The following is a 26,252-nucleotide window of genomic DNA, read 5'->3' on the forward strand; positions in this document are numbered from 1 at the left end:
CTAAACTTAACCGGTTTCGCTCGAATGGTTGTCTGCGCACCATGTCTCCTTCTAGCCTCTCTCCCAACCGCCGATCGGAGGCATTCACCACCACCCGTTCCTCTCCTGACCGCGGGAAACACGTGGTGACCCTTCGTGGCGACCCGACGTCCCGCCGCCCGGCGTGCGCCGCACGCCAGACCGGGGCAGCGGGGCTCCAGGCAGGCACGCGCACCTCCGCCTCCGGGCCTCGTCACGGCCCGGGCCGGCGGACACGCGTGCCCGCGCCCGCGACAACCTTGGGAGCGGCAATGAGAAGAACACTGGCCACCGCGGCGGGAGCGCTGCTGGCCGTCGCGGCCTCACTCCTGGCCACCCCGTCCCCCGCACAGGCGGAGACACGGGCGGCATCCGGTTTCCACGTCCGCGACGGCCGCCTGCGGGACGCGAACGGCAAGGACTTCGTCCTGCGCGGCGTCAACCACGCCCACGCCTGGTACCCCACCCGGACACCACGGGCGCTGAAGGACATCAAGGCGCTGGGCGGCAACTCGGTGCGCGTGGTCCTCGCCACCGGGGACCGCTGGACCAGGACCGAAGCCGCCGATGTGACCGCGATCATCAACGAGTGCAGGCAGGACCGGCTGGTCTGCGTGCTGGAGGCGCACGACACCACCGGCTACGGCGAGCAGGCGGGGGCGGTGTCCCTCGCCCGCGCCGTGGACTACTGGCTCGGCCTCAAGGACGTACTGCGGGGTCAGGAGAAGTACGTCGTCCTCAACCTGGGCAACGAGCCGTACGGCAACACCGCCTACCAGACGTGGACCGCCGACACGCAGAAGGCCGTCGCGCGCATGCGTGACGCCGGATTCGACCACACGCTCATGGTCGACGCGCCCAACTGGGGCCAGGACTGGTCCTTCACCATGCGGGACAACGCCGGCAAGGTCTTCGCGGCCGACCCCGACCGCAACACGGTGTTCTCGATCCACATGTACGGCGTCTTCGACACCGCGGCCGAGGTGAACGACTACCTGAACCGGTTCATTTCCCAGGGCCTGCCGATTGTGGTCGGCGAATTCGGCAATGACCACTCGGACGGCAACCCGGACGAGGACGCCATCATGGCAGCCGCCCAACGACTCGGCGTCGGCTACCTGGGCTGGTCCTGGAGCGGCAACGGCGGCGGCGTCGAATACCTCGACATGGCCACCGCTTTCGACGCGTCCCGGCTCACCGACTGGGGTCGGCGCATCTTCGACGGCCCCAACGGCATCAAGCAGACCGCGCGCGAGGCCAGCGTCTTCACCTCCGGCCCGGGCGACGACCCCTCCGAAGGAAGCTGTGCGGTCACCTACCGGCTCAGCGACTGGGGCAACTGGTTCAACGCGGACGTGACCGTACGCAACACCGGTACCACGGCCGTGAAGGGCTGGCGGCTCGACTTCGCCTTCCCCGGAGAGCAGAAGCTCGACCAGGTCTGGAACGCCAGGGCGGCCCAGCAGGGCAACCAGGTGCGAGCCACCGACGAGTCCTGGACGGAGACGATTCCGGCCGGCGGCACGGTGACCTTCGGCTTCAACGGTTCCTCCACGGGAACGAACGGAGTTCCCGCGTCCTTCACCCTCAACGGCGACAACTGCACGGCGAGTTGACGACGGCAGGCAGCCGGGCGCAGGGTCGCTTCCCTCGGCGGAGCGGCCCTGCGCGTGTTCACCGACTACCCACCGGTCCCGGGCGCCCGGGAGGTGGACCCCCGTGGTGTCAGCGTGGGCGTCGGCGCCTGGTGCGAGCCGGTGTGCGTCCCTTCGATCACGTCGAACAGGACACGCGCCACCTCGGCCCCGAAGTGGTGCACGTCGTGGCTCATCGCCGACAGTGTCGGGTGGGTGATGCGGCACAGCTGCGAGTCGTCCCAGGCGACCAGCGACAGGTCGTCGGGGACGGTGAAGCCCATCTCGGCGGCGACGCCCGCGCCCGCGACCGCCATGATGTCGTTGTCGTAGACGATGGCGGTGGGCCGGTCGGCGGCGAGCAGCAGCGAGCGGGTGGCGCGGGCGCCCTCCTTCTCGTCGAAGCCCGTGGCGATCTGGCGGGCCTCCTCCAGCCCGAGTTCGCGCATGGTGGACGCGAACGCGCGTGTCCTGATGGCGCTGTGGCCGAGGTCGGCCGGGCCGCCGACGCGGGCGATCCTGCGGTGGCCGAGCGCCGCCAGGTAGCGGACGGCCTCGCCGACCGCGGAGGCGTCGTCGGTCCACACCGCCGGGAAAGCACCGGTCAGGGAGGGATGGCCGACGGCTACGACCGGCAACCCGACGCGCTTCAGGGACGGCAGCCGGGGATCGTCCTCGCGGAGGTCCACCAGGATCGCGCCGGCGATCATCCGGCCGCCCCACCACGCCTTGTACACGGCGGTCTCCTCGTCGAGGTCGCGCACCAGCCGCAGCAGCAACGAGCACGACCGCTCCGCCAGGACGCTCTCGATGCCGGAGATGAACTCCATGTAGAACGGTTCGAGGCCGAGCAGCCGGGCGGGCCGGCACAGGGCGAGACCGACGACGTCCACCCGCTGGTTGGACAGGTTGCGCGCGGTGGCGCTGGGGGCCCAGCCCAGTTCCCGGGCCGCCTCGAAGATCCGCTCACGGGTGGCCGCCGAAACGCCGGGCTTGTGGTTGAACGCCAGCGACACCGCGCCCTTGGACACCCCGGCCCGGGCGGCGACGTCCTTGATCGTGACCCGTTCCGTCGAGCTGCTCACGCCACGTCCACGCAGTGCAGGGCGGCCCTGACGTCCCGCACGTCGGCGGTGGCGCAGCCGGTGACCCGGATACGCACGTGCTCGCCGGGCAGCAGGGTCTGGAGGCCCCGGTCACCGACGGCGGCCGGGCCGAGCCGGTCGGGCTGGAGCAGGAGGTCTCGGACGAGGGTACGGGCGCTCACCACGACGTCGACTCTATCCCCCTGCCCGGCCACGGGCTCCACGCTGACGTCATAGACGGGCCGCGGGTAGGCGAAGTCCTTGTCGGCGACCGGGAAGTGCAGCGCGCGCAGCCCTCCCTCGCTCTCGGCTTCACCCGCCCGGGGGGAGCCCTCTGCGTCCGCGACCAGGAACTCCTTCGCCGACCGCCCGTCCGGCACCAGGTCGCGGGGCACCGGGAGCCGGACGACCGAGCGGGGGTCGGCGGCCACCTCGACGACCTTCTCGTGGATCAGGGTCCCGTCCGCTCGCCACCGGCGCAGCGTCACGGCGGTCCGCCAGGGCTCGGCGGCCTGGTTGACGGCGGCGAGCACCAGTCCGTCGGTGCCGGACTGCAAGGTCAGAAGCCGGTCGGCGTACACCCGGCGCAGCTCGTGGTAGAGGGGCTTCGGGCGGCCGTCGCCGTCGATGGCGGACCAGGAGGTGACGGGCCAGCAGTCGTTGAGCTGCCAGACGATGGTGCCCGCGCAGACGGGCCATTGGGAGCGCCAGTGCTCGATGCCCGTCGCGACCGCCCGCGCCTGCACGAGCTGGGTCAGGTAGTGCCAGCGGTCGAAGTCGCCCTCGGGCAGCGGGAAATGGCGTGCGACGCCGCGCTCGAGCTTGCCGTTTCCGTCCTCGGCCTTCTGGTGGTGGAGCATGCCCGGGGAGTCGGGGGCGAGCCGCTCTGCGGGCAGGGCGCGCAGCAGGGTGGCCCGAGCGGGCGGCGCCTGCCAGCCGAACTCGGCGACGAACCGGGGGACGCTGGCGCGGTACTCCGCGTAGTCCTGGCGGTTCCACACCTCCCAGGAGTGATGGGTGCCGTGTGCCGGGTCGTTGGGGTGGTGGTCCCAGGAGCCGGACCAGGGGCTGCCGGCGGTGTAGGGGCGGGTCGGGTCGAGTTCGGCCACGACGCGGGGCAGCAGGCCGAGATAGTAGCCCTCGCCCCAGGAGTCGCCTGCCAGGGCGCCCTCCCAGTCCCAGTCGCGAAAGCCCCACAGGTTCTCGTTGTTGCCGTTCCACAGGATGAGCGAGGGGTGCGGCATGAGACGGACAACGTTGTCGCGTGCCTCGGCCTCCACCTCGCCGCGCAGCGGTTGTTCCTCGGGGTAGGCGGAACAGGCGAAGAGGAAGTCCTGCCAGACCATCAGTCCCAGCTCGTCGCAGACGTCGTAGAAGGCGTCGTCCTCGTAGATGCCGCCGCCCCACACCCGCACGAGGTCGATGTTGGCCTCGGCGGCCTGGGTGAGCCGGGTCCGGTAGCGCTCGGGGGTGACCCGGGAGGGGAAGGCGTCGTCGGGGATCCAGTTGACGCCGCGGGCGAAGATCCGCACACCGTTGACGACGAGGGTGAAGCCGGTGCCGTGCTCGTCGGCCGAACGGTCGAGTTCGACCGTGCGGAAGCCGATCCGGCGGTGCCAGGTGTCCAGCGGGCGGCCCTCGTCGTCGCGCAGAGCGAGGTGGAGGTCGTACAGGGGCTGTTCGCCGTAACCGCGGGGCCACCACCGACGCGGGCCGGGCACCTCCAGGTGCAGCACCGCCTCGTCGCCGACAAGGACGGCCTCCGTGCGGGCTCCGGCCGTCCGGGCTTCGGCGCGCAGCGTGCGCCCCCGCCCCTGCGCGGTGCGTTCGACCTCCAGGCGCACCTCCACCCGGCCGGTGTCCTCGTCCACGGTGACCAGCGGGCGTACGTGGGCGATGCGGGCGGTGGACCAGTGCTCCAGTCGCACGGGCCGCCAGATGCCGGCGGTGACCAGGGTCGGCCCCCAGTCCCAGCCGAAGTTGCAGGCCATCTTGCGGATGTACTGCGACGGCTCCGGATAGACGTTGGGCCGCTCCCCCGTCGTGGCACGGACGGCCGCCGCCTCGTCGTAGGCGGAGGCGAAGCGGACCTCCAGTCGACCGGAGCGGCCGGTGACGTCGAACCGGTGGCGGCGGTGCATGTTGCGGGTCGCGCCGACCGGACGGCCGCCCAGGGTGATGTGCGCCGCCGTGTCGAGGCCGTCGAAGACCAGATCGGTGCGCTCGTGCGCGCTGTCGTGCTCGAGATCGCGGACGTAGGTCCAGGGCCGGCGGCCCACCCAGGCGACCTCGGTCTCGTTGAGTCCGACGAACGGGTCGGGGATGACCCCGGCGCTCAGCAGGTCGGTGTGGACGCATCCGGGCACCGTGGCCTCCAGCAGATCTTGTCCGTGGCTGAGGCTCCAGCCCTCGCAGAGCTGGGTGACGTCCTTCATGGTGCGCTCCAATCGCCTGACTCAGGCCGGGTGGATGAACAACGGCCGACAACCTAACCCGCTGATCAACCGCTGTCCATAAACCGGTCTAGTTGTTCTCGCCATCCTCGCTCACCCGTTCATGCACGTCAGCCCCCCGACCCCTACCGCTCCCGGTAACGATTGCGTATCGTGCGGGAAATCCGAGCTTTACCGGTTAACTCCCGGCTGCCATAGTGCCCACATCCCACCCGCAGAGCTGAGCCGCAATCCTGAAGGAGCTGGGCACATGGGGAAGAAGAAGTCGCTCACGGGGGCGCTTGTGGCCGTCGCGATCCTGACCGTCGCGGGCTGCGGTGGCCAGGCCACGGTCTCCGGAGAATCGGCGAAGGCACCCGCTGATCCCTCCGACGCCTCGGGCACCATCAAGGTCCTGACGCACCGCACCGACCTCGTCCAGAACGGGACGATGGACAAGTACGCCGCCGAGTTCAACAAGATCTACCCCGAGGTGCGGGTGAGGTTCGAGGCCCTCACCGACTACGAGGGGGAGGTCAAGATCCGGATGAACACCGAGGACTACGGTGACGTCCTGATGATCCCGTCCGTCGTCGCCAAGAACGACTACCCGAAGTTCTTCGCCCCCCTCGGCAGCAGCGCGGAACTGGGCGGCAAGTACCGCTTCAGCGACAAGACCGATGTCGACGGCAAGATCTACGGCATCGCCACCTTCGGCACCGCCAACGGATTCCTCTACAACAAGGCCGTGTGGAAGAAGGCCGGCATCACCGCCTGGCCCACCACGCCGCAGGAGTTCGTCAGCGACCTCGAGGCGATCAAGTCGAAGACGGACTCGGTGCCGTACTACACGAACTTCAAGGACGGCTGGCCCCTGACCGCGTGGAGCAACAACATCGGTTCGGTGACCTGCGACGCACGGGCCGGTGACAAGCTCGCCGGCCCGGTGTCCCCGTGGGAGGCGGGCAGCGAACTGCGGTCGATCGACTCGCTCCTCTACGACATCGTCGCATCCGGTCTGTCCGAGAAGGACCCCAACACCACCAACTGGGAGGCGTCCAAGGGAATGATCGCCAAGGGTGAGGTCGCCACCATGCAGCTGGGCTCCTGGGCCATCACCCAGATGCGCGACGCCGCGCAGCAGGCCGGCACCGATCCCGACGACATCGGCTTCATGCCCTTCCCGGCACAGAAGAACGGCAAGTACTGCGCCCTGCTCGCCTCCGACTACCAGCAGGCGGTCAACGCGCACTCCGAGCACAAGACCGCGGCGCGGGCCTGGATCGACTGGTTCTCGGACAAGTCCGGCTTCCCGGCAGAGGAGGGCGCCGTCTCCGCGCTGAAGTCCGCCGAGATGCCCAGCACTCTCAAGGACTTTGTTGACAACGATGTCACCTTCCTGGAGCGCTCGGAGGCGGAGACGGGCGAGGTGAACGCGATCGACAACGCGGCCGAGATCGGACTGAACAAGCCGGACTACCGGCAGAAGCTCGTCGACACCGCTCGAGGCGCGCAGAAGGGCAGCCCCGAGGACTTCTTCGCGGACCTGGACAAGAGGTGGAACGAGGCGGCCGGGACCGTCGGCTCCTGACCGCCGGCCGGCCTCTCCACTCCCCCAGCCGTAACCGGCCCCGCCCGGACCGACGGACGGGGCCGACCGCCCGCCGCGGATCAGCGGACGACGAAAGGCCCGACATGCCCGAGACGACCGAGACGGCACCCGCGAAAGTGCCACGCACCGCCCCGCAGCACCTCAGGACGACACGCCGCCCGTCGCCCCGGAGCGGCGCCCCGCTGCTGCGGCGCCTCACCCCGTGGTTCTTCCTTGCCGCACCCCTGGCCCTGCTGGTCACGTTCACCTACGTGCCCGTGGGGAACATGATCTTCTACAGCTTCACCGACTGGGACGGGGTCAGCCCGGACCGGAACTTCACGGGCCTCGACAACTACCGGCAGATCTTCACCCGGCCCGAACTGTTCCGGGTCTTTTTCGTCGGCTTCTACTACCTCGCCGCGTCCGCCGTACAGATCGTGGTCGCCCTGTACCTCGCGACCGTCCTCAGCTTCGACCTGCGCTTCCGGAACCTCTTCAAGGGGATCCTGTTCTTCCCCTACCTCGTCAACGGCGTGGCCATCGGATTCGTCTTCCTCTACTTCTTCCAGGACGGCGGCACGCTGGACTCGGTGCTGACCTTGTTCGGCGCCGGCTCCGACCACGCGTGGCTCGGTGACGCCACGTCGGCGAACACCTCGCTGGCCGGGGTGTCCGTCTGGCGGTTCACCGGGCTGAACTTCGTGCTGTTCCTGGGCGCGATCCAGTCGATCCCGGCCGAACTGCACGAGGCCGCCCAACTGGACGGGGCGACCCGGTGGCAGCAGTTCCGGCACATCATCGCCCCGAGCATCCGACCGGTCGTCAGCCTCAGCGTCATCCTGGCCGTCTCGGGGTCCCTGTCCGTCTTCGAGATCCCGTACATCATGACCGGCGGCGCGACCGGCACCTCGACCTTCGTCATCCAGACGGTCAAGCTCGCCTTCCAGTTCAACAAGACGGGCCTGGCATCCGCCGCCGCTGTCGTCCTGCTCCTGATCATCCTGCTGGTCACCTGGATCCAGCGCCGCCTCGTGCCCGACGAGAAGGTGGACCTCGTATGACCACGCCACTGCCCGCCCCGCGCCGTCGTCGGATCGGACCGGCCCTGACCTACCTGTCGCTGGTCGTCGCGTCCCTGATCGTGCTGGTCCCCCTCGTCGTCGTCTTCCTGACCTCGCTGAAGACGTCCGAGGAGGTCGCCGACGGCGGCGCCCTGACGCCGCCGCGCGACTGGCTCAACCTCGGCAACTACGCGACGGCCTTCACGGACGGCAAGATGCTGTCCGCCTTCGGGAACACCGCGTTCATCCTGCTCTTCTCGATCACCGGAACGGTCCTGGTCGGCTCGATGACGGCGTACGCGGTCGACCGTTTCGCCTTCCGCGCGAAGAAGCCGGTCATGGCGCTGTTCCTGGTGGCCACCCTGGTCCCCGGGGTCACCACGCAGGTCGCCACCTTCCAAGTGGTCAACGGCTTCGGCCTGTTCAACAGCCTGTGGGCGCCCGTCCTGCTCTACATGGGGACGGACATCGTCTCGATCTACATCTTCCTTCAGTTCATCCGGGGCATCCCGGTCTCCCTCGACGAGGCCGCGCGCCTGGACGGGGCGAACGCCCTCTCCATCTACTGGAAGATCATCCTGCCGCTGTTGAAGCCGGCCGTCGCCACGGTGGTGATCATCAAGGGAATCACCGTCTACAACGACTTCTACATCCCCTTCCTCTACATGCCCTCGGAGGATCTCGGCACCATCTCCACCGCGCTGTTCCGCTTCAAGGGGCCCTTCGGCGCGCACTGGGAGAACATCTCGGCCGGCACCATCCTGGTGATCGCCCCGACCCTGCTCGTGTTCCTCTTCCTCCAGCGCTACATCTACAACGGCTTCTCGCAGGGCGCGACCAAGTGACACCGCTCGGCTCCGCGGTCGCCGCCGCGGAGCCGAGGTCACGCGAAACGCAAGCGTCGCACCATGTCGGCCGTCGACGACATCGAGGACGCCCTCGCCCGTCGACGCGCCCAAGGTGCCGAACTCGACGGTGAGGTACGGCATTTCGACGGCAGCTTCCTAGTCCACAACGTCCGCGGCCCCAGGGGCGTCATCGCCGGAGCGGCCGAGAAGCTCAGCTGAAGTCTCCTCGTCCGCGTCACGTGCGGCCGGCGTCCGGGGCGGCGGCCTCCAGGTCGGCGATGCTGCCCGACATGATCGCCCGTACGTGTTCCGTGATGTGCGCGGCGGGCCAGTCCCACCAGGACACAGCCAGGAGCCGGGCAACGTCCTCGTCGCTGTAGCGGGTGCGGATGAGGCGGGCCGGGTTGCCGCCGACGATCCCGTAGTCGGGCACGTCCGACGCGACCACGGCGCCGGCACCGATGATCGCGCCGTGCCCGATCCGTACGCCGGGCAGCACCATTGCGCCGTAGCCGAACCAGACGTCGTTGCCCACGACCGTGTCGCGCTTGTTCGGCAGGCCGGTGAGCAGATCGAAATGCTCGGCCCACGAGCCGCCCATGGTGGGGAAGGGAAAGGTCGAGGGGCCGTCCATGCGGTGGTTGGCGCCGTTCATGAGGAACCGTACCCCCGTGCCGAGGGCACAGAACTTGCCGATCACCAGCTTTTCCGGCCCGTAGTGGTAGAGCACGTTGCGCGTCTCGAACGCGGTGGGATCGTCCGGGTCGTCGTAGTAGGAGTACTCCCCGACCTCGATCAACGGGGAGGTGACCAAGGATTTGAGCAGCACCACCCGGGGGTGCTCAGGCATCGGATGGAGCACCGTCGGGTCGGCAGGCACAGGCATGGTGAGCGATTCCTCGTGAATGCGGCGTCAGTTGTCCCGCCCCATGATCACAGTTGCGCGCCGCCTGGAACACCGATGTGTCTCCTGCCAGAGCCTGAGCGGCTTCGGCGCCCCGTCTCTGCGGTGGCGGTGCCGACGCCGTCGTGCCGGTGCCATGGGTGGCCGGGGTGGGAGAAGGCCCGGCGGGCTCTGCACACACTTTCCCGAAGTCGGCGCGCGGGTAGGCGGGCACGGCCGGACGCCGGAGGGCCGCATGGCCGGACCGGCAGACCGGCGGACCGGCGGACCGGCGCGGGCATGCTCAACTGGTCACCCACCGGCGCGGCCCGGGAGCCGCGTGACTCCGAACGGGTGGACTCCTGCGGACACGTGTCCGGCGAGAACGTGCGCCCAGGCACCGGAACGGCGACGTAGCCAACCGGTCCTGTCCGCCGGCGCAGACCGCTCGGGCACCGTGGACCACGGTGAAGACCCGCTCGCGCCCTGGGGACCTGGAAGCAGTCGGGGGACGCGTCCGGTGCGACGTGTCGACGTGAGGACTGACCAGCTGACCGTCGACGAGGTGGGCGCACGCTCGTCGCGCGACGCCGGCCCCGTCGTGGCAAGGTCCGCTGTGCGAGAGTCCGTCGTACGGAAGTCGCCGGTTCCGCGGGTCTTGCGTGTCATCGAGGGGGCAGCACGCAGAACTCATGGCCGTCGGGGTCGGCCATCACCACCCAACCGGCCTCGCCCTGGCCGATGTCGATGCGCTTGGCCCCGAGGGAGACCAGGCGGTCGACCTCCGCCTGCTGATCGCCGTCGGCGGGCGGGGCGATGTCGAAGTGCAGCCGGTTCTTCCCGGTCTTCGTCGCCAGCGGCGGGCCGCCCCACGTGACCTTCGGTCCACCGTGCGGCGAGCGGATCGCGGTCTCCTGGTCCTGGTCCCAGACCAGCGGCCAGCCCAGCGCGCGGCTCCAGAAGTAGCCGACGTCCTGCGAACCGTCGCACGCGAGCGCCCCGATGAAACCGCAGTCCTTGAGGAACTCGTTGCCCGGCGGGATGACGCAGAACTCGTTGCCCTCGGGGTCGGCGAGCACCACATGCCCCTCCTCCGGGCGTTGACCGATGTCGATGTGCCGGGCGCCGAGTCGGAGCGCCCTCGCCACGATCTGCTGCTGGTCGTCGGGGGACGTGCTCGTCAGATCGAAGTGCATCTGGTTCGGGCCGGTCTTCTGCTCCTCGGTCGGAAGAAACCTCATCCGGAACCCGGTGTCGTCGCTCGGCAGGAGAGCGATGCCGTCGTGGGAGTCGTCGGCCGCCTCCCAGCGCAGGAAGTCGCCCCAGAAGCGCGCGAGACGGGGCGCGTCGTTCGCGTCGAAGGTGAGCGCATGGAGGTGAGAAGTCATTGGGTGGCATCTCCGGTCCGCCGGCTCGCTGTCCCACCGCCCGGCGGGGCGGCGCGGTCCACCAGCGAGCAGGCTTCCATTCGGGTGTGGCAGGACGCTGCCGACCCTGCCGAGGCGACGTCACGGGGTCAACCGATTAAGAGGGCGGCTACTTCCACCATCTGGAGCTCAATATCCTGATTCAGCATGTTTCTGGGTGCTGCGGTGCAAGGTGGGAGGAAAGAGAAGAAGTCGGTCCGATATCACCCCGCAGTCGCTCCTCCGTACCCACAGCCGCCTTCAGCCGCACCAGCGTCATCGAAGGCCGGCCACAGTGCGGGACAGAAGGTATGCAACGGGGTGTACACACGTCCGCCTTCCGCGTCAGCTCTCGACCTTCCCCGCAGCACGCCCCATGGTTGCTGCCGTGAGGCACATGACAAGGTCACAGTCCGCTTTCGGCCGCCGCGAACACGACGGCATGGCGCTTGATCAACAGCCTTTGCCGCATGGCAGTCTTCGGGCCGCACGATGATTTGGAGCCGGAGGTACACCACGTATGGCGGCGAACATCAACCCCACCGTCAGGAGACGCCGTCTCGGGGCCGAGCTGCATCGGCTCCGCGTGGCCAGTGGGCTGAAAAGCTATGAGGTGGCGGAGCGGCTCATGGTCTCTCAGTCCAAGATCAGCCACATGGAGAACGGCAACCGCGCTATCAGTTCCCGCGATGTGCGTGACCTGTGCGCGATCTACGGAGTGACGGACCAGCAGGTCGTCGACAACCTGATGCAGATGGCCAGGGAATCCGGACAGCAGGGTTGGTGGCACGCCTACGGCAACGTCCCCCACAGCGTCTATATCGCCCTGGAGACGGACGCCGGTTCCCTGCACACCTACGCCCCCATGGTGATCCCCGGACTGCTACAGACTCCCGCCTACGCCCGCGCAGTCATCGAGCAGTCGATCCCCCAGCTCACCGCGGAGCGGACCGCCACGCACCTCAAGGTGCGACTGCGCCGACAGCACCGGATCTACGACCCGGCCTCTCTACTGCGCCTGTGGGTCGTCCTGGACGAGTCGGCCCTGCGCCGCGTCGTCGGCAGCCCTGACGTCATGCGTGACCAGCTGGAGCACCTGAACGCGCTCGGCGCCGAGCCTCACATCACCGTGCAGGTCCTCCCCTACAGGGCGGGCGCCCACCCGGGCCTGGCGGGACAGTTCTCCATTCTGGAGTTCACCGAGACCCCCGACGCGGTGGTGTACCTGGAACGGTTCACCAGCGATCTCTACCTGGAGAAAGCTTCCGACGTGCAGCACTACCGCGTGATGTACGACCACCTCCAGGCCCAGGCTCTCGACCTGGACAGCAGCCGGGACCTCATCACCGACGCCACCAAGACGTACATCGACGCGACAGGCCGCCCCTGATCACGGTTACGCGAAGCTCCTCCTGGCGGGCGGGTCAGCAACCGGGCGGCTGCGTCGGGGGCGGGCGGCTGCCGGCCGTCCAGCTCCATGACGCCGGTCGTGCGGGTGTGAAGGCAGAAGCCGGGGTCGAGGCCCGAACCGACGGCGGCGCTCGGCCACCGTCGTCTCGAGCGGTCCTGTTCCCTCGGGTGCGGGGAGTACCGGTCACAGACCCGCCCACCAGTCGCGCGCCCATGGGTCACGGGCCCGCCGGTCACAGGCCCATGAGTCGCCAGCCCATGGCTCACAAGCTCGTGAGGAGGTCGTCGAGCGGGGCCGGCACCTGTCCGGGGTCGAGGGCCTCGACCAGGAGGCGGCCGTAGCGGATCTTGCGGCCCTTCTTCGTGCCGAGGAAGCGCCGCAACTGCTGGTGCGGGGGGCGGCCGTGCTGTGCTGGCTGGTGCAGGAAGGTCTGCCAGGCACGGAGGTCGCCCTCCGCCCGGACGACCTCCTCGACCCTGACCGTGCCCAGCGCGCGGATCAGCTCGTCCTCCAGGTCCGACACGCACACGAAGAAGCCCCGGCGCGGCGCCCGTGCGCGCTCCAGGCCACGGTCGTAGAAGGGCTGCTCCCGCTCGTCGCAGAGTCCCGTCAGGCGCAGGCCGAGGCCGGGTGGTCCGAGGATGTCGGCGTAGCGGCCGACGCTCATCGCCCCGCCCATCGAGACGACGCACACCCCCTCGGCGGCCAGGTCCCGGCCACGCCGGGCGGCCAGTGCCTCGACGGCGGCGAGGTCGCTGGGTCCCTCCAGCAGTACCGCGGTGCGCACGCCCAGTCGCTCGGCCAGTTCACCCGCCGGCCCGCCGGAACCGCCGGCCGCCCAGACAGCCACCTCGTTCTGGAAGGCCTCCATGTCCACCGTGTCCACCATGGAGCGAGTCTGCATCACCGTCGGTTTCCCGGCACGGGAGTATTCGTCGCCGGGCGCCTCGACAGGGCGGACGCGGCGGGTCCGTGCGATCGGCCGCCGGACGTGGCGGGAGGCGGGGGGAATCCGTGCGGGAGCGGAAGAACCGGGGCGTCGGCGTTCCCCCCGACAGTGACTGTCCTTGTTCGGCACGGCGCGGCGTCGGACACCCCGCGCCGGTTCCCCCGGGCTCGTTCACGGGAGCCGCGAAGAGGAATCTCGGACGGCCATGTCGAGAACGCGTGGCCGGCTCCGTCCCCGGGGTGAACGCGACCACAATGGGTCGCACCAGCGTAGAGGAGAACCACGATGGCCAAGTATCTGCTGCTCAAGCACTACCGTGGCGCGCCGGCCTCGGTCAACGACGTGCCCATGGACCAGTGGACGCCGGAAGAGATCTCGGCCCACGTCCGGTACATGAACGACTTCGCGGCCCGGCTCGAGAAGACCGGCGAGTTCGTGGACGGCCAGGCCCTCGCTCCCGAGGGGACGTTCGTCCGGTACGACGGCGAGGGACGCCCGCCGGTCACCGACGGCCCGTTCGCCGAGACCAAGGACCTCATCGCCGGGTGGATGGTGATCGACGTCGACAGCTACGAGCGCGCCGTAGAGCTGGCCGGGGAGCTGTCGGCCGCCCCCGGCGCGGGCGGGAGGCCGATCCACGAGTGGCTCGAGCTGCGCCCGTTCCTGTCCGCGCACCACACCATCACGGAGTGAGACCGGAATGAACGAGGTCCTGCTCCGGAGCCTCACACCGAGCGTGCTCGCCGTCCTCGTCCGCCGCGGAGCCGACTTCGCGGCGGCCGAGGACGCCGTGCAGGAAGCCCTGGTCGAGGCGGTCCGCGTCTGGCCGGCCGACCCGCCGCGGGACCCGAAGGGCTGGCTGGTCACGGTGGCCTGGCGCCGGTTCCTCGACGCGCGGCGCTCGGACACCGCCCGCCGCCGTCGGGAGGACCTCGTCGAAGAGGAGCCGGCGCCCGGGCCCGCGGCCGCCGTGGACGACACGCTCCAGCTCTACTTCCTGTGTGCCCACCCCTCGCTGACGCCGTCGTCCGCGGTCGCGCTCACCCTGCGTGCCGTCGGAGGGCTGACCACCCGCCAGATCGCCCAGGCGTACCTGGTGCCCGAGGCGACCATGGCGCAGCGCATCAGCCGGGCCAAGCGCACCGTCTCCCGCGTGCGGTTCGACCGGCCCGGCGACGTCGCCACCGTGCTGCGCGTCCTCTACCTGGTCTTCAACGAGGGCTACTCCGGCGACGTCGACCTCGCCGCCGAGGCCATCCGGCTCACCCGGCAGCTCGCCGCCGCGATCGACCACCCCGAGGTGGCGGGGCTGCTCGCCCTGATGCTGCTCCATCACGCCCGGCGCGCCGCCCGGACCGCATCCGACGGCAGTCTGGTGCCGCTCGCCGAGCAGGACCGCGGCCGGTGGGACACCGCGTCGATCGCCGAGGGGGTCGAGATCCTCCAGGCGGCTCTCGCCCGCGACCGGCTGGGCGAGTTCCAGGCCCAGGCCGCCGTCGCGGCCCTCCACGCCGACGCGCCCAGCACCGAGGAGACGGACTGGGTGCAGATCGTCGAGTGGTACGACGAGCTGACTCGGCTGACCGACAGCCCGGTCGTCCGGCTCAACCGTGCGGTGGCGGTCGGCGAGGCCGACGGGCCGCGCGCCGGCCTGGCCGCGCTCGCGGCGGTGGACTGTTCACTGCCCCGCCACACCGCGGTGGCGGCGTACCTCCACGAGCGCGACGGCGACGTGGCGACGGCGGCACGGCTGTACGCCGAGGCGGCCCGGAAGGCACCCGGCCTTGCCGAGCGCGACCACCTGACGCGTCAGGCCGCCCGGCTCAACGCCCGCGGGTCCCGCTGACGAGCCACCGCACCTCGCCGTCGACCGTCCGGGGCGCCGACGGCGGGGTGTTCACGGGCCGCCTCGCGCGAACCGCGTCGGCCACCGGTCCGGCTTCGGCCATCGGTCCAGCCGCGGAACGTGCTCCCGCACACTGCACCCGCGGCCCGTCAGGCACTACTGCCGTGGCGCGGGGCCCACGCCGGGTACGGCCGTGCCGGCGTCGGGCTGCGCACCGCCCCCGTCGGCCGCGATCCGGTCCAGCCACTCGGTGAGCAGGATGCGCTCCGCGGAGGTGAGGGACCGCGCTCCGTCGCGTATCAGGGACTTGAGGGCGATGGCGTGCACGCTCACGGAGCGGGCTTCGGGGCCCGGCCGGGTGACGACGACGTCGGCGGGGGTGAGCACGGAGTCCAGGACGGCTTCCCGGACGTTCTCGGACAGACCCTCGTAGTGTGCGAGCCTGCCGTCGGCCTGCGCGGCTATGAGGGTGAGGGTCACGCCCATTCCCGAGGAGTGGATCATCGTCGCGGCCGCCTCGACGCCCGCCCGCAGCCGGCCGGCCCTGGCCACCCGTTCGACGATGTGCAGCAACACCTCGTGCGCAGCACCGGTGACGGCGAACTGCTGGCCGGGCCGCGGTTCGGTGTACAGCAGCCTGTAGAGCGCGGGGTTGGCCAACCCGAACGCCACATGCGTGTCCCAGCCGTTCCGCAACTGCGCCACGGGGTCGCCTACGCCGTCCTGGGCCTGCTTGGCGGCCAGATAGGACGCGTATCCGCGACGGGCCACCTCGTCGAGCAGTCCCCGCATGTCGCCGAAGTGCCGGTAGATGGTCTGCGCCTGCACGCCGGCGGCCGCACTGACCGCGCGTGTGGACACCGCGTCTCGTCCGCCCTCGGCGAGCAGGGCCGTCGCGGCTCGCAGGATCCGCTCGCGGGGCTGGGTTGTCCTCGTCTCGACCGTCGCCATGCATCGATGCTAACACTTGCATCACATCATCGATGTGTTAGCGTTGATGTGTCAGAACCGTTAGCGGCGATTCCCACGGCTGTCGCGCACCGTCCCGGGCTCCGCGCCCGCGGAACACCTCACGAAGGACGGATCACCATGAAGGACGACTCCACAGCCCGCGTCGCCCTGGTCACCGGCGGCTCCGGCGGCATCGGCCGCGCCGTCGCCGAGCGCCTCGCCGAGGACGGCATCGCCGTCGGCGTCCACTACGCCGGCAACCAGACCCGCGCCGACGACACCGTCACCGCCATCACGGCGGCAGGCGGCCGGGCGATCGCGGTCGGCGGTGACATCGCCGACGAGAACGCCATGGCGGAGGCCTTCGACACCCTGGAGCGGGAGTTCGGCGGCGTCGACGTCGTCGTCAACACGGCGGGCATCATGCTGCTGTCGCCGATCGCCACACTGGACCTGGACGACCTTGACAGGATGCACCGCACCAACATCCGCGGCACGTTCGTGGTCTCCCAGCAGGCGGCCCGCCGGGTACGCGCCGGCGGCGCCATCGTCAACTTCTCGACCTCGGTCACCCGCCTCCAGTTCCCGACCTACGGCGCCTACGCGGCGAGCAAGGGCGCGGTCGAGGCCATGACCCTCGTCCTGGCCCGCGAACTGCGCGGCAGGGACATCACCGTCAACGCCGTGGCCCCCGGCCCCACCGCCACGCCCCTCTTCCTGGAGGGCAAGGACCAGGCCACGATCGACAATCTGTCCAAGGCGGCGCCACTGGAGCGCCTGGGCACCCCCGACGACATCGCCGAGGCGGTCGCGTTCCTCGCCGGACCGGCGCGCTGGATCAACGGCCAGGTCCTGTACGCCAACGGCGGCCTGGCCTGACCGCCTGGCCCCCTCCCGTCCCGCCCGGCACGCCTCTCTCGCCCTGCCACCCTGCCGGGAACCGATGCCCGAGGAGAAGAACCCCGTGAAGAACATCGTCGTGGTCACCGGCGCCTCGAGCGGCTTCGGCGCCCTGACCGCCCGCGCCCTCGCCGACGCCGGCAACACCGTCTACGCCGGTATGCGCCAGACCGGCACCCGCAACGCGCAGCAGGTCAGGGCCGCCGCCGAGTACGGCGCCCAGCACGGCGTCGACCTGCGTGCCGTCGAACTCGACGTCACCTCCCAGGAGTCTGTGGACGCCGCGATCGGAGGGGTCATCGCCGAACACGGCCGTATCGACGTCCTGATCCACAACGCCGGGCACATGGTCACCGGTCCGGCCGAGGCGTTCACCCCCGAACAGCTCGCGGAGCTCTACGACGTCAACGTGCTCTCCACCCAGCGCGTCAACCGCGCGGCCCTGCCGCACCTGCGCGCCGCGGGCAGGGGTCTGGTGGTCTGGGTGTCCAGCTCCAGTGTGAAGGGCGGCACCCCGCCCTACCTCGCCCCCTATTTCGCCGCCAAGGCCGCGATGGACTCCCTCGCGGTCAGCTACGCCGCCGAGGTGGCCCGTTGGGGCGTGGAGACCTCGATCGTGGTCCCCGGCTCCTTCACCAGCGGCACCAACCACTTCGCCCACTCCGGCCACCCGGCCGACAGCGCCACCGAGGCGGCGTACGAGACGAGGCACCCGGGCCTGATGGAACAGGTCTCCAGGAAACTGGCCGGGCTGGCCCCCGAGGACGCCGACGCCTCGATGGTCTCCGACGAGATCACCCGCATCGTCGCCCTGCCGGCCGGGCAGCGCCCGTACCGCGTCCACATCGACCCCGCCGACGACGGCTCCGAGGAGGTCTCGGACGTCGCCGACCGCGTCCGCCGCGAGTTCCTCACCCGGGTCGGCCTCGCCGACCTGCTCACCGCGCACCCGGCGAACGCGGCCGAGGGCCCGGCCGGGGCGGAGGACGCGGTCACGAGGTAGGCGCGGTCGCCCGCAGCTCCGAGCCGGGCGCCGTCCCGGCAACGCGCGGCGTGGCGCCGACGTCGGCGCGCCTATGCCCGCAGAGCCGCGCCCCGTTCCCGTGGCAGACCGCGCGCAACCACGCGTCACCCAGTCCGAGCCGTTCCAGGGCGTCGAGCTGACGGACGTAGGGACAAGGCCGGTGCCAGGCTGCCGAGGGCCTCGCGGGCGCCGGAGGTGAGTTCAGCCGTCCGGTCCGGCATGACGGTTCTCCTCGGCGAGGTCGGTGAACGGAAGGGGGCAGCAGGAGCTGGACGCGCAGGCGGTCAGGTCGTCGCACCCGGCGTCGACGGCGGCGGTCAGGGCGGTGCGGATGGTGGTCAGATCGGCGATCTCGGCGTCCACCTCGGCGAGTTTGGCCGCGGCCCGCGCCTGGAGCCCTGCCACGGGACGGCCGTGCCGGTGCCGGCCGGCCTCCAACAGCTCGGCGACCTCCTCCAGCGTGAATCCGAGCCGCTGGGCGGCCTTGATGACCCGCAGCGTGGTGATCGCGTTCTCGTCGTAGAGGCGGTGACCGCCGTTGCTGCGCTCGGGCTCGGCGAGCAGACCGCGCCGCTCGTAATAGCGAAGGGTCTGGAGGTTCACCCCGGCCGCTTCGGCGACCTGCCGCTGCGCAGGCCCGCACTCACCGCCGCTCCCCCGCGTCAGCCGTCCGCGCGGCCAGGGCGTCCAGGACCGCCTCGTGTGCCTGGTCCACCGAGATGTCCAGCCGTATCAGGTCGTCGGCGGTGGTGAAGGTGAAGGTGAAGAACGAGCAGCAGCCGCTCTCCCGCTCCATCAGGTCCAGGAGCTGGTCCTCCACCAGCGGGCTCCCGGTCAGCTCGAGGCGCAGGCCGAGCGGCCGGGGCCGCGACAGCGAGGTCAGCCGCTCGGCGAACAGCGCATCCCACTCGGCGACCCGCAGGGGTCGATCAGCGGTGGGCAGCGCGCAGGACTGCGGCACCCAGGCAAGATCGTTCATCGCGCCCACTCCCGTCGTCACGTCCCCCGGCGGGGACACCTCCGACGGTAAACCTGTACCCGGGTACCGGTTGCAACCTCGGGACACCCCACTGTCCGGCGGGCGCCGGCCAGGCCGCCGGGTCGGCCCTCGCCGAACAAGCGGCGGAGCTGGACGGGAGCAGGGCGGCGCCCTGTGTCGAGATCGCCGCCGGAGAGCGCGTCGCCCACGGTGCTGGGCACCGCGCCGCCACCCCACTGGACGGGTAACCCGAGCACACGGTCACGGAGGCCGCTGCCCGCAGGCACGGCGACACGGCGGACGACCGGGCGGCGCGCATCGGCCCGCGCCGGTCCGACCGCCGCTTCACTGCCTATCCTGGAGGTGTGGCTCGGTCCAACGACGAGGTCGCCGCCCTGTTCCAGGAGTACGCGGACCTGACCCAAGGGCTGAGGCTTTCCGAGTACGGGCTGTTCGACGTGGACAGCGGTGCGAAGATCGTCTCCGCCACGGAGGAGGACGTGTACGCCCGGCTCGGCCTGCCGTGGATCGAGCCCACGCTGCGCGAGGACCGCGGCGAGATCGAGGCCGGACTGCGCGACGAACTGCCCGAGCTGGTCACCGAGTCCGACCTCCGGGGCGACCTGCACACCCACACCGATCTCACCGACGGTCTCGCCACGCTGGAGGACATGGTGCGGGCGGCGGCGGAGCGCGGCTACGCCTACTACGCGATCACCGACCACGGGCCGGACCTGTACATGCAACGCATGACCACCGGGCGGATGCTCGCCCAGCGCGATCAAGTCCGGGAACTGGACCGGAGGTTCGGCAGGCGGGGCGGTATGCGGTTGTTGCACGGAGTGGAGCTGAACATCGCCCCCGACGGCGCCGTGGACTGGCCCGCCGACTTCCTCGCCGGTTTCGACCTCTGCGTGGCCTCGGTGCACTCCCACTTCGACCAGAGTCGCGAGGCGTTGACCCGGCGGATCGTCCGGGCCTGCGAGAATCCGTACGTCAACGTCATCGGCCACCCCACCACCCGTATCCTCGGCAAGCGGCCGGGCATCGACGCCGACCTCGACGAGATCTTCGCCGTCTGCGCCCGCACCGGCACCGCCCTGGAGGTCAACGCCCATCCGGACCGGCTCGACCTGCGCGACGAGGACATTCTGCGGGCGGGGCGGCACGGCGTGAGGTTCGCGATCGACAGCGACGCCCACTCCGTTCTCCACCTGGCCCACATGCGGTACGGCGTGGGTACGGCCCAGCGCGGCCGGCTCTCCAAGGAGGACGTGATCAACACCTGGCCGCACGCCCGGCTGCGCCGCTTCCTGGACAAGGGCGGCCGACGCGCGCGGCGCTCCACGGCGTGACCGCTCCGAGAGGGCCCGTCCCCGGCGGACCCTCCCCAGGCGCGCGGCGCTCCACGGCATGACCGCACCGGCACGGGGGCCTGTTCCTGGGACCCGCGACGTGACATGTCCGGGCACGGCCGCGCCGAGCCGGTGGCACCCGCCCGTCGGTGACGGCCCTGACGCCGGACGACGCTCTGCCCACTCCCAGGGATATCCACGCCCGCCCGAGGTGAGGAGGGGTCGGATCGGCTGGGCCCGGGGACACGTCCGCCCGCCTCGCTGGCAGGGACGCCGCATGGCCCCATCAGGCCCCGGGTAGGGGGAAGGTGAAGCCACGCCGCCGCCTGGCGCATCCCGCACCGGACGGTCCGGCCGGGGCCCTGATGGGGGCAAGCCATGCACGACGACAGCATCCCCGAGGAAGTGCTCGTGGCGGCCGCGCAGGAGGCACTGCGCGACCTCAACCGCACCCCCGGCGACCGGGCGGTGCTGGACACGTTGGTCGCCTGCGACATCCTCGTCCCGGAGCCGGACGAGTTCATCGCCCGCCGTTCCCCGGAGGACGGCAGGCTGACCCTCCCGGTGATCGACGACCCGCCGCGACCGCATACGGTTCCCGTCTTCACGTCGGTCGAGCGCATGCTCCGGACGCTCCCCGACGTCCGCATCGGGCACCAGGTGCTCCTCGGCCTGCTGGCAGTCAACTGGCCCACCGACGAGGACCTGGCGCTCGCCATCGACCTCGGCCATCCCGACGGTCTGATCTTCGCCGGCCAGGACGTACACACGTTGCTGGTTCCGCGCATCCCGCCGTGACCTGCGCCCCGGCTGCGCACGGCTCCTCGCCGACGGTCATCCCCTCGCGGTCCTGGACTCGGCGGCCGGCGCGGCGGTCGACGCGCGAGCACTTCGTCCCACCGCCGCACGGCCGACCCGGCGACAGATGCCGACCCGGCCGGCACGCGTCGACAGGACGATCACCGGCCGGGCGTCAGGACGGCCTGCTCATGACCACTGCGGGCCGGCCCGCCCGAGCACCGTTACACCACCGAGGCCGCCCCACCTCGGCGAGTGGGACGGCCTCGGACGTGACGGTCGGCGGGTCAGACCGCGTCGCGCCTGGGCAGGCGCCAGTCGGGGCGCGGGAAGTGGCAGGTGTAACCCTCCGGGTAGCGCTCCAGGTAGTCCTGGTGCTCGGGTTCGGCCTCCCAGAACTCGTCGGCCTGGACGACCTCGGTCACGACCGGGCCCGGCCACAGTCCCGACATGTCGACGTCGGCGATCGTCTCCTCGGCGACACGGCGCTGCTCGTCATCCAGGTAGAAGATGGCCGAACGATAGCTGGCGCCGATGTCGTTGCCCTGCCGGTTCTTCGTCGTCGGGTCGTGGATCTGGAAGAAGTACTCCAGGATGGTGCGGTAGTCGGTGACGGCGGGATCGAAGACGATCTCGATCGACTCCGCGTGGCTGCCGTGATCACGGTACGTCGGGTCGGGCGTGCCGCCACCGCTGTAGCCGACTCGCGTGCTCAGGACGCCGGGCAGCTTTCGGATCAGGTCCTGCATGCCCCAGAAGCAACCGCCGGCCAGCCATGCCTTCTGGCGGGTCTCACTCGTCACGGGTTCTGCCTTCCTTGTTTCGTGGAACTCACCCCACCGCGCGGGCCTCGGGCTCGTCGGGGCCGTCCCGCGCGTGCGCTCCCATCTTCGTCCATGGTCTCGGCAAGCTGCCGGTCGAGGTCGCTCCGGCCGGACACCGGCCGCCCGCCGGGCCCCGGAGGCACATGTGCGGCCCGCGGCGCCCCCGGATCACCCGGTTCGGGGGCTCCGGTCGTCCGGGAGGGCGGCGGGGGCGGCGCCGTCGGCCTTGGCCGCGTCGGCGAGGGCCTCGGCAGCCGCTTCCGCGGCCTGCGCGGCGTCACTGGCGGCCTGGGCGACCCCGTCGTCCGAGAGCTTCTCGCGGGTGGCCGGCGACTGGGGCAGCACGTCGGTGAACGCCCGTGAGACGTCACGGAGTGCGGAGGTGATCTCGCTGGGGATCACCCAGAAGTTGTTGCCGGGGCCCTGCGCGAGGTGCGGCAGCGTCTGGAGGTACTGGTAGGCGAGCAGTTTGGGATCGGGATCGTTGCGGTGCACCGCCTGGAACACCTCGTCGATGGCCCGGGACTGTCCTTCGGCCTGGAGGATCGCGGCCGTGCGGTTGCCCTCCGCACGCAGCACGGCGGCCTGCTTGTCGCCTTCGGCGGTGAGGATCTGCGACTGGCGTTGTCCTTCGGCCCCGAGGATCGCGGCCCGCTTGTCCCGCTCCGCCCGCATCTGTTTCTGCATCGCGTCCTTGATGGACTGGGGAGGGTCGATGGCCTTGATCTCCACCCGGTTCACCCTGAGGCCCCACTTGCCGGTGGCTTCGTCCAGCACGCCACGGAGCTGACTGTTGATGGTGTCGCGGGAGGTGAGGGTCTTCTCCAGGTCCATGGAACCCACCACGTTGCGCAAGGTGGTGACGGTGAGCTGCTCGACCGCCTGGAGGAAGTTGGCGATCTCGTAGAAGGCCGCCCGGGGATCGGTCACCTGGAAATACAGGACGGTGTCGATCTCCACGACGAGGTTGTCCTCGGTGATGACGGGTTGCGGTTTGAAGGAGACGACCTGTTCCCGGAGATCGATCACCGGGTACACACGGTCGATGTAGGGGATCACGACGCTGAGGCCGGGTTTCAGCGTCCGGTGATAGCGCCCGAGTCGTTCGACGTTGCGAGCGCGCGCCTGGGGCACGATGCGCACCGCCCGCACCACGGTGAAGACCGCGATCAGCGCGACGATCAGGCCGGCGATGAGGAACGCCGAGGCTTCCATGGTTCACTCCCGGGGGTAGACGAGTGCGGTGGAGCCGCTGATCTCCATGACATCGACGGCCGTTCCAGGGGGGATCACCAACGTCTCGTCATAGGCGCGCGCCGTCCACTCCTCACCCTCGATGCGGACTCTGCCACCGAGGCCGGTCACTTCCGAGACGACGTAGGCGGGCTTCCCGATCAACGCGTCGATGCCGAAGCGCTCTCTCTGAGGCTGCACCAGATGTCGCAGCGCGACGGGGCGCAAGAACACCACGCCGCACGTGGCGACGACGGTGAACACCAGGAATTGGAAGGGCGCCGGTATCCCCAGGGCAGCGGTGCCGGCCGTGACCGCCGCGGCTGCGGCGAGCATGCCCAGGGCGGCGGTGAGTGTGAAGATCTCCGCCACCGCGAGGACTCCGGCAACGATCAACCAGATCAGCCACGGATCCATAGGGCCCCCTTCCGAGGACACGAGCGCGTGAACGGGTCGCACCGTCCGTGGTCACCGGTACGGCGCGTCGGTCGCGTCCGTCACCGGCGGAGGTGTTCTGGTGACACGCTCACGGACCTCACCGCGGCGCCGCACCCGAGCGACTGCTTCACGCTCTCTTATGGGAAGACCTTTACCCATCCCCGTCCTGGGGAATCGAGGTGTGACCTGCCGGGCCGGCCGAAGGGCGAGACCTGGTCGTGGCCGATCAGCCGGCCGTACTGCACGTTCCTGACCGGAACACCGAGGTGGAAGACGATCGTGGGTCGATCGGGCAAGGGTGAACCCGCGCTCAGGCGCCCGAGCAGAGGTCGCCGGCGAACCGTCCGGCCCTCGGAATCCGGTGAGTCGGCCCGCGCACCGAGGGGCCGGGAGTCGTAGTACTCGGCGACTCCCTCGTACTGCTCGGCGACTCCCCGCTCCCCACGCCGTGAGGGGTGCGGGCCCTGGAAGACCGCGTCCTCGGTGAAGCGGGCCGCGACCTTCCGCGGCTGCTGTGCGTCGACGGCGACGGCGGCCTTCCCCTGGCCCAGGACGCCGTGCGGGGCGGTCGTGCCGTCCGTCGTCCCGCTCACGGGGGCTCTCCTGTCCGCCGGTCAGGGACCGACGCCTGTCCGCCGGTCGAGGACCGACGCTCATCCCGCCGTCGACGTGCAGGTTCTCGCCGGCGGCTCGTGGCGACGAGTACCCGAGGTGCCGCCGGATACGACCCGGCGGCCGAGGCTCCCGGATCCGGCCTCGTGTTGCGGGCCGTCCGGTCGGCCGGGGAGACTGGCGGGTACCGACGCCAGTCGCAGGCGAGGAGGCCTGGACCGATGGGCACTTATGTGCAGCTCCCCGATGTGCGCACCTGGTACGAGTCCGAGGGCGCCGGTGATCCGCTGCTCCTTCTCCACGGTGGCCTCTGCACGAACGACACCTGGGGGGCGCAGCGAGCCGCGTTGGCGGAGCGGTACCACGTCTTCCTTCCCGAGCGTCGCGGGCACGGGCACACCCCCGACGTCGACGGACCGCTCTCCTACCAGGCCATGGCCGAGGACACCATCGCCTTCATCGAGGCGGTCGTCGGCGGTCCGGCCCATCTCGTCGGGTGGAGCGACGGCGGGATCGTGGCGCTGCTCGTCGCCGTCGCGCGTCCGGAACTAATGCGGAAGATCGTCGTGATGGGAGCCAACTTCCTTCCAGGTCCGGAGAGTTCATCGACGCCGGAGATGTTCGATCACATGAGGCCCGATGCTCCCGACATGGCGATGTTCCGTGACATGTACGAAGCCACGTCGCCCGATGGCGGCGCGCACTGGCCGATCGTGGCGGAGAAGGTCATCGACATGATCCGCACGCAGCCGACGATCTCCACGGACGACCTGGGACGGATCAGCGCACCCACCCTGGTGGTCGTGGGGGATGACGACCTGGTGACACTCGAGCACACCATCGCCCTCTATCGCGCCGTCCCCGATGCCGAGCTGGCCGTCGTCCCCGGGACGTCGCACGCGCTGCCCATGGAGAAGCCCGAGCAGGTCAACCGCCTCGTCCTGGACTACCTGGCACACGATCCCGTCCCGACGTTCTTCCCCGTCCGGCGCGCGCGGTCGACGGCCGCGGGCAGGGCTCCGTCGTGAGCAGGGCGAGAGGAGCATGCCCGGACGCGGGTCCCACCTGGTGCGTAATACTCGTCTTATGAAGTCGAGCATTACGCCTGGAAGCGGGCCGATCACCGTACGGCGCGCCGTCGCCAGGGACGCCAAGCGGCTCACGCGACTCGTGCGTGGCTCGCGCGCCTACGAAGGGCAGTACGCGGCGATGGTCTCGGACTATCGCGTGGGACGCGACTACATCGAGGCGCACCGCGTCTTCGTGGCCGTCGACGGTGACCAGCGCGAGAGTCGCGTCCTCGGTTTCTACTCGCTGCTCCTCGCCGCGCGGGAGCTCGACCTGTTGTTCGTCGCCGACGAGGCACAGGGGCGCGGCATCGGGCGACTGCTCGTCGCGCACATGGAGTCCGAGGCGCGTGCCGCGGGGCTCGACCGGGTCCGAGTGGTGTCGCATCCCCCGGCCGAGGGTTTCTACCGCGGCGTGGGCGCGGTGCGCACCGGGACGGCACCCGCGAACCCACCCGCCGTCGGGTGGGACCGCCCCGAGTTCGAGTTCCTCATCCCGTCGGCTCCGCGCGTGACCGCACCGGCTCCGCCTGTGACTCCGCCGCCCGCGCCCCCGGCTACGCCACACCCTCCAGCGGCCGGAGGAAGCGGCGCTCGTACCGCTTGATGCAGCGGGTGCTGCGGGCCAGTTCGAACGCGGCCCGGCACTCCGGGTCCGACATGCTGTCCGCGCGGTACTGCTCGTACGCGGCGAGGCTGGGGAAGGAGAAGAGGGCGTAGGCGATGTCGCTGTCTCCCTCGCTGGGCAGGAAGTAGCCGTGGTGCGTTCCGCCGAAACGGTTGACGAGGCCGACCCAGCGGCGGCCGTATTCCTCGAAGTCGTCCAGCTTGTCGGCGTCGATCTCGTACTTCAGATGAATCGTGATCATGGGCTCCATCATGCCGCGCCACCGCTGACGCCCGA

Annotated in this window: 25 protein-coding genes and 3 pseudogenes; 14 read left to right on the plus strand and 14 right to left on the minus strand. The window is 70.4% G+C overall.

Annotated elements, in window-relative coordinates; genetic code table 11:
- Window positions 1-290 precede the first annotated feature (290 nt).
- A complete protein-coding gene (locus ACZ5Y0_RS18715; protein ID WP_469129770.1) occupies window positions 291-1,634 on the plus strand; it encodes a cellulase family glycosylhydrolase in 1,344 nt (447 codons plus the stop codon).
- Between the two features lie 65 nt (window positions 1,635-1,699).
- On the opposite strand, the gene ACZ5Y0_RS18720 is transcribed toward ACZ5Y0_RS18715, so the two are convergent.
- Together ACZ5Y0_RS18720 and ACZ5Y0_RS18725 are read right to left on the minus strand one after the other, a co-directional pair.
- Window positions 1,700-2,737 (minus strand): LacI family DNA-binding transcriptional regulator, encoded by a 1,038-nt coding sequence (locus tag ACZ5Y0_RS18720; protein WP_469129771.1) that lies wholly within the window; start codon window positions 2,735-2,737, stop codon window positions 1,700-1,702.
- A complete protein-coding gene (locus ACZ5Y0_RS18725) occupies window positions 2,734-5,172 on the minus strand; it encodes a glycoside hydrolase family 2 protein (protein WP_469129772.1) in 2,439 nt (812 codons plus the stop codon). The genes ACZ5Y0_RS18720 and ACZ5Y0_RS18725 overlap by 4 nt, the downstream gene beginning before the upstream one ends.
- Before the next feature lie 268 nt (window positions 5,173-5,440).
- Here ACZ5Y0_RS18725 and ACZ5Y0_RS18730 point away from each other — a divergent pair, with 268 nt between their 5' ends.
- The 4 genes from ACZ5Y0_RS18730 (at window position 5,441) to ACZ5Y0_RS18745 (ending at window position 8,891) form a co-directional block, all read left to right on the plus strand.
- Entirely contained in the window at window positions 5,441-6,760 is a 1,320-nt protein-coding gene (locus tag ACZ5Y0_RS18730; RefSeq protein ID WP_469129773.1) for an ABC transporter substrate-binding protein, read from the plus strand.
- Window positions 6,761-6,864: 104 nt separating this feature from the next.
- Window positions 6,865-7,824: a carbohydrate ABC transporter permease gene (locus ACZ5Y0_RS18735; protein WP_469129774.1), complete on the plus strand. Its 960-nt coding sequence runs from the start codon at window positions 6,865-6,867 to the stop codon at window positions 7,822-7,824.
- Window positions 7,821-8,669, plus strand: a complete 849-nt coding sequence (locus tag ACZ5Y0_RS18740) for a carbohydrate ABC transporter permease (protein ID WP_469129775.1) — start codon at window positions 7,821-7,823, stop codon at window positions 8,667-8,669. Before ACZ5Y0_RS18735 ends, ACZ5Y0_RS18740 begins: the two co-directional genes overlap by 4 nt.
- A gap of 63 nt (window positions 8,670-8,732) precedes the next feature.
- Window positions 8,733-8,891, plus strand: coding sequence for a VOC family protein (locus tag ACZ5Y0_RS18745; protein ID WP_469129776.1), 159 nt, complete (start codon window positions 8,733-8,735; stop codon window positions 8,889-8,891).
- Between the two features lie 16 nt (window positions 8,892-8,907).
- Here the strand turns inward: ACZ5Y0_RS18745 and ACZ5Y0_RS18750 are convergent, their stop codons facing one another.
- Both ACZ5Y0_RS18750 and ACZ5Y0_RS18755 read right to left on the minus strand, forming a co-directional pair.
- Window positions 8,908-9,558 carry a CatB-related O-acetyltransferase gene (locus tag ACZ5Y0_RS18750; RefSeq protein WP_469129777.1) on the minus strand — a complete coding sequence of 217 codons (651 nt, stop codon included), beginning with the start codon at window positions 9,556-9,558 and terminating at the stop codon, window positions 8,908-8,910.
- Window positions 9,559-10,220: 662 nt separating this feature from the next.
- Window positions 10,221-10,943 (minus strand): VOC family protein, encoded by a 723-nt coding sequence (locus ACZ5Y0_RS18755; protein WP_469129778.1) that lies wholly within the window; start codon window positions 10,941-10,943, stop codon window positions 10,221-10,223.
- A gap of 538 nt (window positions 10,944-11,481) precedes the next feature.
- On the opposite strand from ACZ5Y0_RS18755, the gene ACZ5Y0_RS18760 reads away from it, so the two are divergent.
- Window positions 11,482-12,351: a helix-turn-helix domain-containing protein gene (locus ACZ5Y0_RS18760; RefSeq protein ID WP_469129779.1), complete on the plus strand. Its 870-nt coding sequence runs from the start codon at window positions 11,482-11,484 to the stop codon at window positions 12,349-12,351.
- Between the two features lie 283 nt (window positions 12,352-12,634).
- Here ACZ5Y0_RS18760 and ACZ5Y0_RS18765 read toward each other — a convergent pair whose 3' ends face one another.
- Window positions 12,635-13,261, minus strand: coding sequence for a TOPRIM nucleotidyl transferase/hydrolase domain-containing protein (locus tag ACZ5Y0_RS18765; protein WP_469129780.1), 627 nt, complete (start codon window positions 13,259-13,261; stop codon window positions 12,635-12,637).
- A 345-nt stretch (window positions 13,262-13,606) separates the two neighbouring features.
- Between ACZ5Y0_RS18765 and ACZ5Y0_RS18770 the strand changes: the two genes are divergently transcribed.
- Both ACZ5Y0_RS18770 and ACZ5Y0_RS18775 read left to right on the plus strand, forming a co-directional pair.
- A complete protein-coding gene (locus ACZ5Y0_RS18770; RefSeq protein WP_469129781.1) occupies window positions 13,607-14,014 on the plus strand; it encodes a YciI family protein in 408 nt (135 codons plus the stop codon).
- Between the two features lie 7 nt (window positions 14,015-14,021).
- Window positions 14,022-15,167 (plus strand): RNA polymerase sigma factor, encoded by a 1,146-nt coding sequence (locus tag ACZ5Y0_RS18775; protein WP_469129782.1) that lies wholly within the window; start codon window positions 14,022-14,024, stop codon window positions 15,165-15,167.
- A 156-nt stretch (window positions 15,168-15,323) separates the two neighbouring features.
- Here ACZ5Y0_RS18775 and ACZ5Y0_RS18780 read toward each other — a convergent pair whose 3' ends face one another.
- A complete protein-coding gene (locus ACZ5Y0_RS18780) occupies window positions 15,324-16,118 on the minus strand; it encodes a TetR/AcrR family transcriptional regulator (RefSeq protein ID WP_469129783.1) in 795 nt (264 codons plus the stop codon).
- A gap of 138 nt (window positions 16,119-16,256) precedes the next feature.
- Here ACZ5Y0_RS18780 and ACZ5Y0_RS18785 point away from each other — a divergent pair, with 138 nt between their 5' ends.
- Together ACZ5Y0_RS18785 and ACZ5Y0_RS18790 are read left to right on the plus strand one after the other, a co-directional pair.
- A complete protein-coding gene (locus ACZ5Y0_RS18785) occupies window positions 16,257-16,997 on the plus strand; it encodes an SDR family oxidoreductase (protein WP_469129784.1) in 741 nt (246 codons plus the stop codon).
- 64 nt (window positions 16,998-17,061) lie between these two features.
- Window positions 17,062-18,021, plus strand: coding sequence for an SDR family oxidoreductase (locus ACZ5Y0_RS18790; RefSeq protein ID WP_469129785.1), 960 nt, complete (start codon window positions 17,062-17,064; stop codon window positions 18,019-18,021).
- On the opposite strand, the pseudogene ACZ5Y0_RS18795 reads toward ACZ5Y0_RS18790, so the two are convergent.
- The 3 genes and pseudogenes from ACZ5Y0_RS18795 to ACZ5Y0_RS18805 all read right to left on the minus strand — a co-directional run.
- Window positions 18,011-18,199: pseudogene (locus ACZ5Y0_RS18795) on the minus strand (hypothetical protein); the annotation flags it as partial. The gene ACZ5Y0_RS18790 and the pseudogene ACZ5Y0_RS18795 overlap by 11 nt on opposite strands.
- Before the next feature lie 44 nt (window positions 18,200-18,243).
- Window positions 18,244-18,708, minus strand: a complete 465-nt coding sequence (locus tag ACZ5Y0_RS18800) for a MerR family transcriptional regulator (RefSeq protein WP_469129929.1) — start codon at window positions 18,706-18,708, stop codon at window positions 18,244-18,246.
- Entirely contained in the window at window positions 18,686-19,021 is a 336-nt protein-coding gene (locus ACZ5Y0_RS18805; RefSeq protein WP_469129786.1) for a hypothetical protein, read from the minus strand. The genes ACZ5Y0_RS18800 and ACZ5Y0_RS18805 overlap by 23 nt, the downstream gene beginning before the upstream one ends.
- A gap of 422 nt (window positions 19,022-19,443) precedes the next feature.
- Here ACZ5Y0_RS18805 and ACZ5Y0_RS18810 point away from each other — a divergent pair.
- Window positions 19,444-20,376 (plus strand): annotated as a pseudogene (locus ACZ5Y0_RS18810) (PHP domain-containing protein); the annotation flags it as partial.
- Window positions 20,377-20,754: 378 nt separating this feature from the next.
- On the plus strand, window positions 20,755-21,174 hold the full coding sequence (locus ACZ5Y0_RS18815) for an SseB family protein (protein WP_469129787.1): 420 nt from the start codon (window positions 20,755-20,757) through the stop codon (window positions 21,172-21,174).
- A gap of 287 nt (window positions 21,175-21,461) precedes the next feature.
- On the opposite strand, the gene msrA is transcribed toward ACZ5Y0_RS18815, so the two are convergent.
- The 4 genes from msrA to ACZ5Y0_RS18835 form a co-directional block, all read right to left on the minus strand.
- Entirely contained in the window at window positions 21,462-21,977 is a 516-nt protein-coding gene (gene msrA, locus ACZ5Y0_RS18820) for a peptide-methionine (S)-S-oxide reductase MsrA (RefSeq protein ID WP_469129788.1), read from the minus strand.
- Window positions 21,978-22,166: 189 nt separating this feature from the next.
- The gene (locus tag ACZ5Y0_RS18825) at window positions 22,167-23,213 is read right to left on the minus strand and encodes an SPFH domain-containing protein (RefSeq protein ID WP_469129789.1); all 1,047 of its coding nucleotides are present in this window, start codon (window positions 23,211-23,213) and stop codon (window positions 22,167-22,169) included.
- Window positions 23,214-23,216: 3 nt separating this feature from the next.
- Complete coding sequence (locus tag ACZ5Y0_RS18830; protein WP_469129790.1) at window positions 23,217-23,648, minus strand: NfeD family protein; 432 nt, start codon at window positions 23,646-23,648, stop codon at window positions 23,217-23,219.
- 158 nt (window positions 23,649-23,806) lie between these two features.
- Entirely contained in the window at window positions 23,807-24,262 is a 456-nt protein-coding gene (locus ACZ5Y0_RS18835) for a hypothetical protein (RefSeq protein WP_469129791.1), read from the minus strand.
- Window positions 24,263-24,502: 240 nt separating this feature from the next.
- On the opposite strand from ACZ5Y0_RS18835, the gene ACZ5Y0_RS18840 reads away from it, so the two are divergent.
- Together ACZ5Y0_RS18840 and ACZ5Y0_RS18845 are read left to right on the plus strand one after the other, a co-directional pair.
- The gene (locus tag ACZ5Y0_RS18840) at window positions 24,503-25,309 is read left to right on the plus strand and encodes an alpha/beta fold hydrolase (protein ID WP_469129792.1); all 807 of its coding nucleotides are present in this window, start codon (window positions 24,503-24,505) and stop codon (window positions 25,307-25,309) included.
- 58 nt (window positions 25,310-25,367) lie between these two features.
- Window positions 25,368-25,850, plus strand: a pseudogene (locus ACZ5Y0_RS18845) (GNAT family N-acetyltransferase); the annotation flags it as partial.
- A gap of 55 nt (window positions 25,851-25,905) precedes the next feature.
- Here the strand turns inward: ACZ5Y0_RS18845 and ACZ5Y0_RS18850 are convergent.
- Window positions 25,906-26,217 carry an NIPSNAP family protein gene (locus ACZ5Y0_RS18850; RefSeq protein WP_469129793.1) on the minus strand — a complete coding sequence of 104 codons (312 nt, stop codon included), beginning with the start codon at window positions 26,215-26,217 and terminating at the stop codon, window positions 25,906-25,908.
- Between the last annotated feature and the right edge of the window lie 35 nt (window positions 26,218-26,252).

The sequence above is a fragment of the Streptomyces sp. NPDC033216 genome (assembly GCF_055577115.1).

What these genes read in the sequence shown, in the direction of transcription:
- ACZ5Y0_RS18725 (WP_469129772.1), bottom strand. Translation starts at nt 5,172, where the DNA reads ATGAAGGACGTCACCCAGCTCTGCGAGGGCTGGAGCCTCAGCCACGGA.
- ACZ5Y0_RS18830 (WP_469129790.1), bottom strand. Translation starts at nt 23,648, where the DNA reads ATGGATCCGTGGCTGATCTGGTTGATCGTTGCCGGAGTCCTCGCGGTG.
- ACZ5Y0_RS18805 (WP_469129786.1), bottom strand. Translation starts at nt 19,021, where the DNA reads ATGAACGATCTTGCCTGGGTGCCGCAGTCCTGCGCGCTGCCCACCGCT.
- ACZ5Y0_RS18760 (WP_469129779.1), top strand. Translation starts at nt 11,482, where the DNA reads ATGGCGGCGAACATCAACCCCACCGTCAGGAGACGCCGTCTCGGGGCC.
- ACZ5Y0_RS18740 (WP_469129775.1), top strand. Translation starts at nt 7,821, where the DNA reads ATGACCACGCCACTGCCCGCCCCGCGCCGTCGTCGGATCGGACCGGCC.
- ACZ5Y0_RS18825 (WP_469129789.1), bottom strand. Translation starts at nt 23,213, where the DNA reads ATGGAAGCCTCGGCGTTCCTCATCGCCGGCCTGATCGTCGCGCTGATC.
- ACZ5Y0_RS18780 (WP_469129783.1), bottom strand. Translation starts at nt 16,118, where the DNA reads ATGGCGACGGTCGAGACGAGGACAACCCAGCCCCGCGAGCGGATCCTG.
- ACZ5Y0_RS18765 (WP_469129780.1), bottom strand. Translation starts at nt 13,261, where the DNA reads ATGGTGGACACGGTGGACATGGAGGCCTTCCAGAACGAGGTGGCTGTC.
- ACZ5Y0_RS18730 (WP_469129773.1), top strand. Translation starts at nt 5,441, where the DNA reads ATGGGGAAGAAGAAGTCGCTCACGGGGGCGCTTGTGGCCGTCGCGATC.
- ACZ5Y0_RS18715 (WP_469129770.1), top strand. Translation starts at nt 291, where the DNA reads ATGAGAAGAACACTGGCCACCGCGGCGGGAGCGCTGCTGGCCGTCGCG.
- ACZ5Y0_RS18815 (WP_469129787.1), top strand. Translation starts at nt 20,755, where the DNA reads ATGCACGACGACAGCATCCCCGAGGAAGTGCTCGTGGCGGCCGCGCAG.
- ACZ5Y0_RS18785 (WP_469129784.1), top strand. Translation starts at nt 16,257, where the DNA reads ATGAAGGACGACTCCACAGCCCGCGTCGCCCTGGTCACCGGCGGCTCC.
- ACZ5Y0_RS18840 (WP_469129792.1), top strand. Translation starts at nt 24,503, where the DNA reads ATGGGCACTTATGTGCAGCTCCCCGATGTGCGCACCTGGTACGAGTCC.
- ACZ5Y0_RS18790 (WP_469129785.1), top strand. Translation starts at nt 17,062, where the DNA reads ATGCCCGAGGAGAAGAACCCCGTGAAGAACATCGTCGTGGTCACCGGC.
- ACZ5Y0_RS18745 (WP_469129776.1), top strand. Translation starts at nt 8,733, where the DNA reads ATGTCGGCCGTCGACGACATCGAGGACGCCCTCGCCCGTCGACGCGCC.
- ACZ5Y0_RS18850 (WP_469129793.1), bottom strand. Translation starts at nt 26,217, where the DNA reads ATGATCACGATTCATCTGAAGTACGAGATCGACGCCGACAAGCTGGAC.
- ACZ5Y0_RS18735 (WP_469129774.1), top strand. Translation starts at nt 6,865, where the DNA reads ATGCCCGAGACGACCGAGACGGCACCCGCGAAAGTGCCACGCACCGCC.
- ACZ5Y0_RS18755 (WP_469129778.1), bottom strand. Translation starts at nt 10,943, where the DNA reads ATGACTTCTCACCTCCATGCGCTCACCTTCGACGCGAACGACGCGCCC.
- ACZ5Y0_RS18775 (WP_469129782.1), top strand. Translation starts at nt 14,022, where the DNA reads ATGAACGAGGTCCTGCTCCGGAGCCTCACACCGAGCGTGCTCGCCGTC.
- ACZ5Y0_RS18750 (WP_469129777.1), bottom strand. Translation starts at nt 9,558, where the DNA reads ATGCCTGTGCCTGCCGACCCGACGGTGCTCCATCCGATGCCTGAGCAC.
- ACZ5Y0_RS18770 (WP_469129781.1), top strand. Translation starts at nt 13,607, where the DNA reads ATGGCCAAGTATCTGCTGCTCAAGCACTACCGTGGCGCGCCGGCCTCG.